This is a genomic window from Enterococcus sp. DIV0755b (genome assembly GCF_051713765.1).
GTDB classification, from domain to species: domain Bacteria; phylum Bacillota; class Bacilli; order Lactobacillales; family Enterococcaceae; genus Enterococcus_C; species Enterococcus_C canintestini.
On the sequence record NZ_JBIOQN010000001.1, the window covers coordinates 2,819,738 to 2,828,092 of the forward strand.

Annotated in this window: 9 protein-coding genes; all 9 read right to left on the reverse strand. The window is 34.1% G+C overall.

What is annotated here, in order from left to right:
• Positions 1–8: 8 nt before the first annotated feature.
• Positions 9–977, reverse strand: a complete 969-nt coding sequence (locus IGI65_RS13605) for a hypothetical protein (protein ID WP_438774381.1) — start codon at positions 975–977, stop codon at positions 9–11.
• Between the two features lie 51 nt (positions 978–1,028).
• Positions 1,029–1,544 carry a D-lyxose/D-mannose family sugar isomerase gene (locus IGI65_RS13610; protein WP_438774382.1) on the reverse strand — a complete coding sequence of 172 codons (516 nt, stop codon included), beginning with the start codon at positions 1,542–1,544 and terminating at the stop codon, positions 1,029–1,031.
• A gap of 18 nt (positions 1,545–1,562) precedes the next feature.
• Positions 1,563–2,660 (reverse strand): PTS fructose transporter subunit IIC, encoded by a 1,098-nt coding sequence (locus tag IGI65_RS13615; protein WP_438774383.1) that lies wholly within the window; start codon positions 2,658–2,660, stop codon positions 1,563–1,565.
• 10 nt (positions 2,661–2,670) lie between these two features.
• Positions 2,671–2,979, reverse strand: coding sequence for a PTS fructose transporter subunit IIB (locus IGI65_RS13620; RefSeq protein WP_438774384.1), 309 nt, complete (start codon positions 2,977–2,979; stop codon positions 2,671–2,673).
• Between the two features lie 13 nt (positions 2,980–2,992).
• On the reverse strand, positions 2,993–3,862 hold the full coding sequence (locus IGI65_RS13625) for a ketose-bisphosphate aldolase (RefSeq protein ID WP_438774385.1): 870 nt from the start codon (positions 3,860–3,862) through the stop codon (positions 2,993–2,995).
• Between the two features lie 35 nt (positions 3,863–3,897).
• Positions 3,898–4,362, reverse strand: a complete 465-nt coding sequence (locus IGI65_RS13630) for a PTS sugar transporter subunit IIA (protein WP_438774386.1) — start codon at positions 4,360–4,362, stop codon at positions 3,898–3,900.
• Complete coding sequence (locus tag IGI65_RS13635) at positions 4,362–5,855, reverse strand: BglG family transcription antiterminator (protein ID WP_438774387.1); 1,494 nt, start codon at positions 5,853–5,855, stop codon at positions 4,362–4,364. The genes IGI65_RS13630 and IGI65_RS13635 overlap by 1 nt, the downstream gene beginning before the upstream one ends.
• A gap of 994 nt (positions 5,856–6,849) precedes the next feature.
• On the reverse strand, positions 6,850–7,779 hold the full coding sequence (locus IGI65_RS13640; RefSeq protein WP_438774388.1) for a GH25 family lysozyme: 930 nt from the start codon (positions 7,777–7,779) through the stop codon (positions 6,850–6,852).
• Positions 7,754–8,167, reverse strand: coding sequence for a phage holin family protein (locus IGI65_RS13645; RefSeq protein WP_438774389.1), 414 nt, complete (start codon positions 8,165–8,167; stop codon positions 7,754–7,756). The genes IGI65_RS13640 and IGI65_RS13645 overlap by 26 nt, the downstream gene beginning before the upstream one ends.
• Positions 8,168–8,355 lie beyond the last annotated feature (188 nt).

An 8,355-nucleotide genomic window follows, 5' to 3' on the forward strand; every position in this document is an offset into this window, starting at 1 on the left:
CCTCCTTATTAGTTAATTTCAAAAGTCGTGTATGCATGATAGTTAGTACTTAAAGCTTCAGCGCTCTCATGAACATAATTAGGTTTACGCTGCATTTCAAATGTCACTCCTCCAAATTTTTGAATAGGAGTGCCACCATTTACCTTAAGAAAACGATTTAACTTATTCAACGTGTAAACAACGCAAGATTCTTGATCAGAGTATATTTTTAATCTATTTCTTTTTGCCTCATCAGTTAGCGTTATTTTAGGTTGTGACTCTTCAGGCTTTAAAAAACAATATGCTAAATCTATACCATCTGCACATATTTTTGATAAACGAGTTCCTAAATTAAGACTTTTCGAAATAGGTTTTTCTTTAAGAAAATTAAACTGTCTATATTCCGGAATAGCCATTGTAGAATATTCTCCAGTAGGAATAAATTGCTCATCAATTATTTGAATTTTAGCCGGAGCTATTTTCAATAAATGGCTTGTGATAGGATATTCTTTTGACTGATTTAAGTTAAAATACATATGATTGGTCAAATTACAGATTGTTGGAACGTCTGAGTTTCCTTCCATAATTATCGTAAATCGGTTATCTTCAAGTCGATAAACTAATTTCAATGCCATTGGATCATAATTTGAGCTGTCATCAAAATACCTTAAACTATAACTACTTTCATCATTCTTGCTAACTTCCCAAATAACTTGATGAACGCCATTTTTTCCCCCATGCAAATGGACGTTACCTTCATTAGTATCTAACAAGACACTTTCTTTCTGTGAATTTATATAATGAGGCGGAAATGTTCTACCTGCATTTCTTCCAATTGTCGCACCAAAAAAGTAAGGATTTAAATAATAGGACTCCCATTCATCATATGAAAGAACAAAATTCGTGCCTGTCTTTTTACTAATCATTTTTGTAATGGTACCACCATAGTCTAGAAACTCTATCAGAACATGTTCATTTTCAATTTGATAACTTTTCATTAGTTTCCCTTTCAAAAACAGACTAGGGCACATTGTCCTAGTCTGTTTTTTTTATTTTGTCACTCGTTCAATTGCTGGATTTGTAAAGATATCACTAGGATCATCACTAGGTGAAGAAAATTCTGAAATCACTGCACCGTCTTTACCCGCTTGAAACCAATGTTTTATGTTAGGCTCAATAGTATATTGCTCACCAGGTTTTAGTTCTATCTCGTGCATAACGGTGTAATAAGATTCCTGTCCTTCTGGAATTGTACTTTGAATATTTTCAGTAGGATTTCCTTCAACATAAAGATAGACGCTCCCTTGACGACATCGAAATGTTTCTCGCTTTCCCTCTTCTCCATTTCGGGGTGGATGTCTATGTTCAGGGCAGGTTTGTCCAGCTAATAAAACCATCTCTTTAGCACAATAGCGATTATTATTTTCATAAACGATTAAATTTAATCCTTCTGATTGAATCCGCCCTAAACCAAAGTCAGCAAAATCAATCGAGGATAATTCGGCTTCTGTAAAAACAATTCCAGAATCCAAAAATTTTTGTCGTATTTCTTTTTTGTAATCCAAGATTTTCGCCTCTTTTCTCTAAGATATTTTTAAATCATCCCAAGAGATATCTTCCTCTTCTTTTTCTTCCAGAACAATTTCTTCGTTTGGATTAACTCGCTTCTTCAAAATAAGGATGGTTATGGCAGTTGCTAAAGAACCAATTAGTAATGCTCCTATAAAGGCCCAAGGACGCGTCATTGTCGGAATTGCAAACATCCCTGATGCTGGAATATGACTATCAGCTCCCCACAACATACTCAATCCGCCTCCAATAGCGCCACCAACACCCGTAGCAATAACATTACGAAGTAAATCATTCAATACAATCGGAAAACATCCTTCTGTAATCTGACAAATTCCCATTGGAAAAGCTGTTTTTAGGGTTTCGATCTCTTGCTTATTAAAAATATTCTTGTTAATAATTTTGCCGATAAAGTAAGCCATAGTTAAACCAAACGGTGTTACCATTGATGCTAAGATTAAAACGGTGATCGGTTCATAGATACCTTCAGAGAATAAAGCAAAAACGAAAGCAAAAACAACTTTATTAATAGCTCCACCATAATCAATAGAAGCTAAAATTCCAATAATAGCTCCATAAATAAATAACGAAGATGTATTTAAATTCCCAAGATAATTGGTAATTATATCCGTGAACCAAATAATTGGCGTTCCCACCACATAATACATCACCATACCTGAAAGAAAAGCACTTAAGAACGGTAAAACTAGTGTTGGCATTAAGCCATCCATCCATTTTGGAACTTTGATTGTTGCCATCAAAAATACAACAATATATCCTGAAATATATCCGCTAACAACTCCACCAAGAAATCCCGTACCAATTCCATGAGCAACAAAACCAACAATTAGTCCGGGTGCAATACCTGGCTTGTCTGCGATAGAATAAGCAATAGCAGTTGAAACAATCATTGGAAGAAATCCTAATCCATAACCACCCATGGTAGACATGGTATCAGCAAAACTGAATCCATCACGAAAGTTATCAATTGTGAGACCACCCATCATATTCCCAATCGCAAGCAAAAAACCAGACGCAACAATAATTGGTAAGAAAAATGAAATAGCAGTCATCAAATGCTTTTTGAATCCAATTTCTTTAATTTTATCCATTGTAGACCTCCTATGCTGTAACTTCTTCAAGCTTTTCAACTAGCTTGTTCGGCGACTTCACCACTAACCCCGTAGGAACTTCAATAACCTTTTTATCTTTAAAACGCTCCCGACCATTAACTTTAATATCTGCTGCAATAATCACTACGTCTGCTGCATCAATTTCTTGCTGAGTTAATGCATCTTGTGTGCCTGCTAATCCTTGTGTCTCAATGTGAACCTCATGTCCCCGATTCAGGCTAGCTTGGATTAATTTTTCTTTAGCAATATAAGTGTGAGCAATTCCGGCCGTGCAGGCTGCAATTCCAACGATTTTCATTTGTTACACTCCTTTAATTATAGAATTTGACTTTGTCATTTGATTTAAACAAGTATATTTTTTCTAAAGCAACTTTTTTTGTTTCTTCCATACATTTCGGGAATAATACGTTTGGTTCTCTAATTTCAGTATTACCTGCATTTAATACTTCTCGTAATTTGTTTGCAAAAACTATTTTAATATCACTAGATATATTGATTTTGTTCACACCCATAGTTACCGCTTTACTGATTTCATCATCTGGATTACTTGATCCACCGTGAAGGACTAGAGGAATATCTGTCAACGCTTCGATTTCTTCTAAAATATCCAAACGTAATTTAGGATCAACATCTTTTGGATAAATACCGTGTGCGGTTCCAATTGCCACAGCTATGCTATCTACACCGGTTTGTGTAATAAAGTCTTGGGCAACTTTAGGATCAGTATAGATAATTTCACTTACTCCACCTTCAACAGTATTACCCGTATCCCCAATCGTACCCAACTCCGCTTCTACAGAGACACCTGCTGCATGAGCTGCTTCAACGACTTTTTTAGAAATTGCAACGTTTTCCTCATAAGAAAGGTGTGATGCATCAATCATGACAGACGTAAATCCAATACTAATAGCATGAATGACTTGTTCAAAACTTGCTCCATGATCTAAATGGATACAAACTGGAATTTTAGTATGATTTGCCAAATACGTAACTTGTGCAACAAAACTATCTGTTAAAAAGCTCAGTTCATCTGGATGAATTGCTATCATTACGGGTGATTGTGCCTCTTCGCAAGCCTCCATCACAGCATTTAATAATTGTCCCGAACCAGCATTAAATGCAGGTACAGCAAATCCTTTTTCTTTGGCAATACTTAAAATTTCTTTTCCAGTTACTAACATATGATCTTCTCCTTTATTAATCCGATTTTATATTTTTATTGAAATGCTAAAACTAAATTACACAACTCATCTACAGAAGTTACTTTTTTAATAGCATTAATAAATTGATCATTTGCTAACAAAATTGCAACTTGTTGTAAAAGCAATACATGGGTAGTATTTGCGTCTGAATCTTTGACCGCAAACATAATAACGACCTTGACCCCCTCACCATCTAAAGTTTCCCACTCTATATCTTGCTTTAATATCGCTATTGCGACAGTTGTTTTTTCTACTGCAGCTGATTTTCCATGCGGAATGGCTACACCTTGACCAATTCCTGTTTCTCCTTCTTCTTCTCTTAAGTAGACATCGTCAATAAAAGTTTTTGCATTACTAACAAAGCCATTTTTATATAATAAATCACCCAGCTCTTGAATAATCGCTTCCTTTGTTTTTGCATTAGAATCCACAATCATCAGCTCTTTATGAATTACTTTATTCAATTCAATCTTTTCCATTATTCCAACTCCTTCAATGAATAGTTAATGTTTTGAGTATCTTTGTCCGTTAATAATGGACTAATTGTTAAAACAGGAATATTTCCTAATGTGAAAGGAACACGAATTGTTGAAAAAATAATATCCACATTCTTCAAAATAAACTCCTGATTTTTTTTCACCTGTCGTTGACTCATTGTAGCTATGATATTCAAGTTAGGAAATTTTTGCTGTACTCGAACTTTCAGTAACTCTGAAGTTCCAACCCCCGTTGAGCAGACAAGTAAAACATTCAGATTTTCTTGGCTATCTAACTTATATTTTTCGAAATATAAGGTCAAGTATCCCACCTCAGCATCATTCATTTTCGTATCGAACATTAATTCGCCATTGATTGTTTGTGCAATTTCTTGAACTTTTATAAAAGTGCTTCGATACTCCAACACTAGTTCATCTAATAAATTATTTTCGATTTTTATTCCTGCTCTCAAACGGCTCAGCATTGGTAAAATATGCTGATATAAATCATCGTATAAAGATCGACTTGATGGTAGTAATGAAACATCTGAAATAGAAAAATAATCGACAATAAATTTTTTTGTAATTTCCTCTGCTAATTTTTTATCTACATTACTACTTTCACGTTTTTGAACATTAATTGAATAGATGTTTTGAAATAAAAAATAAGTTTCCAATGGATCCATATCCAACGATAAATAATTTTTAATGTTTCGAATTATTTCATGAGCAACCGTTTTCATTTGAGGGTTTGCTTCCATCAATTGTTGCTCATCTTTTTCAAGTGGCTCTTGATTTTCTAGATAATGCACTTCACCATCTCGATAACGCTTAATAACTAGGTAGATGTGGGTATAAATTGTTATATCGTAAGGGTAACTAATATATTCACCTAACATCTCTTCTATCAAACTAATTTGTTGATCAATAAAATGTTTATCAATTGCATTTAGTTCGATACCAATCTCACCTAGACTATTTAGTTTATTAGTTTCTAAAAAAATACTATTAATAGCTCTTCGTAAATCTATTTCCTCACCAATTACCCACAAATAGTCACGATTTACTTTAAGTTGAATATTATATTTATTAACGATTTCATTAATCTTTTTCAATCGCCGTTCGATTGAGCTATTACTTAAAAATTGTGTATTTAACACAGCTCGATTTATCTTTTTAGGATGATTAAACAATAATGCTAAGACTAACTCATTTAGACTATTTTCCTCAGTGAACTCTACTATTGAATATAAATTCTTATTACGAAAAGTATCACTCAATTTATGACCTTTTCCCGGTTCTGAGATGATTAAAGCTTCTTGTTTTTCTTCTAAAAACAATTCATTAATTTTTTTTATCATTCGATAAACTGTTTTAGTAGAAACATATAGTGCTTTAGAAAGATATTTTGCTGAGACATACTCTTCAAAATTCAAAAGGTTAATCAGCATATTTTCGTTAGAACTAAAAATCATTTCCATCACCTCTTGATTCATATTTTACCCCCTTTGTATGCGGTTTCTTAATCAACTTATGTCTAGAATATGTGGACATTTTTTTATCCTATTTATTTCACACAATAATGTTAATCCTCTTCGCTTTATTATCTTAAAGTATTGCTAGAAATTTTCTGCTCTTTTTTAGCTATAATTGGATAGTTAATATAATTTTTTCTTATAACAGGATAAGACTATTAAATAAAAATACAGTAGTTGCTAAATCTATTATATTTTAAAGACAAACAACGAACGAATTAACTCATTAATAAAAAATTTTTCATGAACTTTTTTCTATCAGATTGCTGAAATAATATCGTTATTGCACGCAAATCTCACTTCTCATATATAAAACCCTAGATAAATAGAAACCCTATTAAAATACATTTGTGTATTCACACTTTTTCGAATTGTTTTTATACTTAGAGTACACTGAATATTTTTATAGCATTGAATAACAACCATAGTATTAACAAGATATGTAAATGCTACTTTTCAAAAATAAATAACTTAATTTCTTATTTATTAAATGCAACTTCAACAAAAAAAGCCCCACTCAATAAGAGCGGGGCGAATACTGATAGGACAGTATTTATAAGCTTATTTAGCTAAAGCTTCTTTAGCTTGATCAGCCGGAAATGCTCACTTTTATAATTTTAACAACATTCAAAACCCTTGATACATCAACGTTTTTAGAAATTCGTATTTTTCTAAATTTCATAGAATTTCAACTTATCTGGGTCAAATCTGGGTCAAAATAGAAAAATCCCAGTTTCGTCTGGGTCAATTTATGAGAAAATTCTCATCTAACGTGGGGCGTACATATTAATAAAAAAGACCCACAAAACGTGGGCCTGAGAGAATAAATATGAACACTTTACTCATCGTTATAGTTATTATACTTGATGTACAAAAAAGAATCAAGTCCAACTCTATTTCAACTCATTAACAAAAAAGAGCTCAGACCTCATTAAGAGACCTGAGCTAAACTTTTTTACCTAATCAAACCATACGAATTAATTTCCCCTAGAGAGATATACCCTTTTTTGAATTGATCTGTCCGGGGTTGAACAGCCCACAGATAGCCGCCAGCTAACACAATATCATTAAACTTGACCTTTTGTCCCTTTTTCAAAAGTGCGATAATAGGCGCTGATGTTGTCGCAGCTGTACGCAAATTGACATTTGTATTTAACGTAAATTCTTTCATTTTAATTCCTCCTATTGGTGTAGGATTAGGTTTTGATGGTTTGGGCGTTGGGGTTGGCTTTTCTGGCTTACCATTAATTGCTGCATAAGCTTTCCATGCATTCACATCCCCATAGAATACATTGGCATCTAAAAATCCACCATAGCCTGGTAAGCGGGTTTGTGAATTATATTGGAACATTGCCGTGGTCGCCCACCCTTTTGACTTTGGCGGTTGGGGTTGTCGAAAACCATTTGTCACCGCATTGAGGCCATAATTTGCAATCCACAGGCCGTAATCTGCCTTTGCAATAGAGGAAAAGTCATTGCTATTAATAACAGCAGTATACGTGTAAAAGAGCGGCTTAACGCCTGTTCTAGCATATACGCGGTCTAAAAACGCTTTCGCCCAGGCCACATCGTGTTTGTTATCGGATTCCCAGTCTAAGATAGGAATGGCTTCTCCAAAATAATTCTTAGAATTCTTGATAAAAAAATCCGCTTCGTCAATCGCAGAGCCTTGGAACCCGATTTCGTGTGCATAGTGGTAAAATCCTAGTAACTTCCCGGCTTTTTTAGCTCGTTGATAGACGCGATCGGCAAATGGATTTACATAGCCAAAACCACCCCCACCGCCTCCTGTCGTTTTGACAATCACAAAGTCCAATGCCATATTCTGAACTTGGATATCTCCTTGCCAACTCGATACATCAATTCCGTTTAACATCGTCATCATCCTTTTTGTCAATGCTCGATTTAAAACTGTCTAAAAATCGTTGAAACAAGTCTGCTGTCCCGCCCATTTTTTGATAATTCTCTAATATGGATTTTAGCTCCATTAAAAGGTATCCTATATACAACGTATACAACAATGCAGTGCCCACGCCTCCAGGTACAATCACAGATAAAGGAATAAAAAAGATGAGTAAAAAAATACTCGCCATTTTTCGTAAAATGCCATGAATACCAATCTGTGACTGGAATTCAATCGACGAATTAACTTTTGCAGCAATGGTTCCTAAAAGGAAATCGAGAATCATCGCACCGCAAATTAACGCCAAAATAAATAAAATTTTCGTGTCTTCTGTTACTAAAAAACGTCTAAAATATTCAAATATTTCCATCACAATCTTTCTCCCATCATTCAAGTAAAAAAGAGCCCGATTACTCGGACCCCTTCGGTTGTAACCAACTAATAATTTTTTCTTTTGCAGCTTTATCTGCTTGGCTGCGTGTCATTTCGTCAAGATTTCCCTCGGTCAAAACCACACGTGCACTAAAGTTATTGCCATCTACATAGTTTTGATACTGC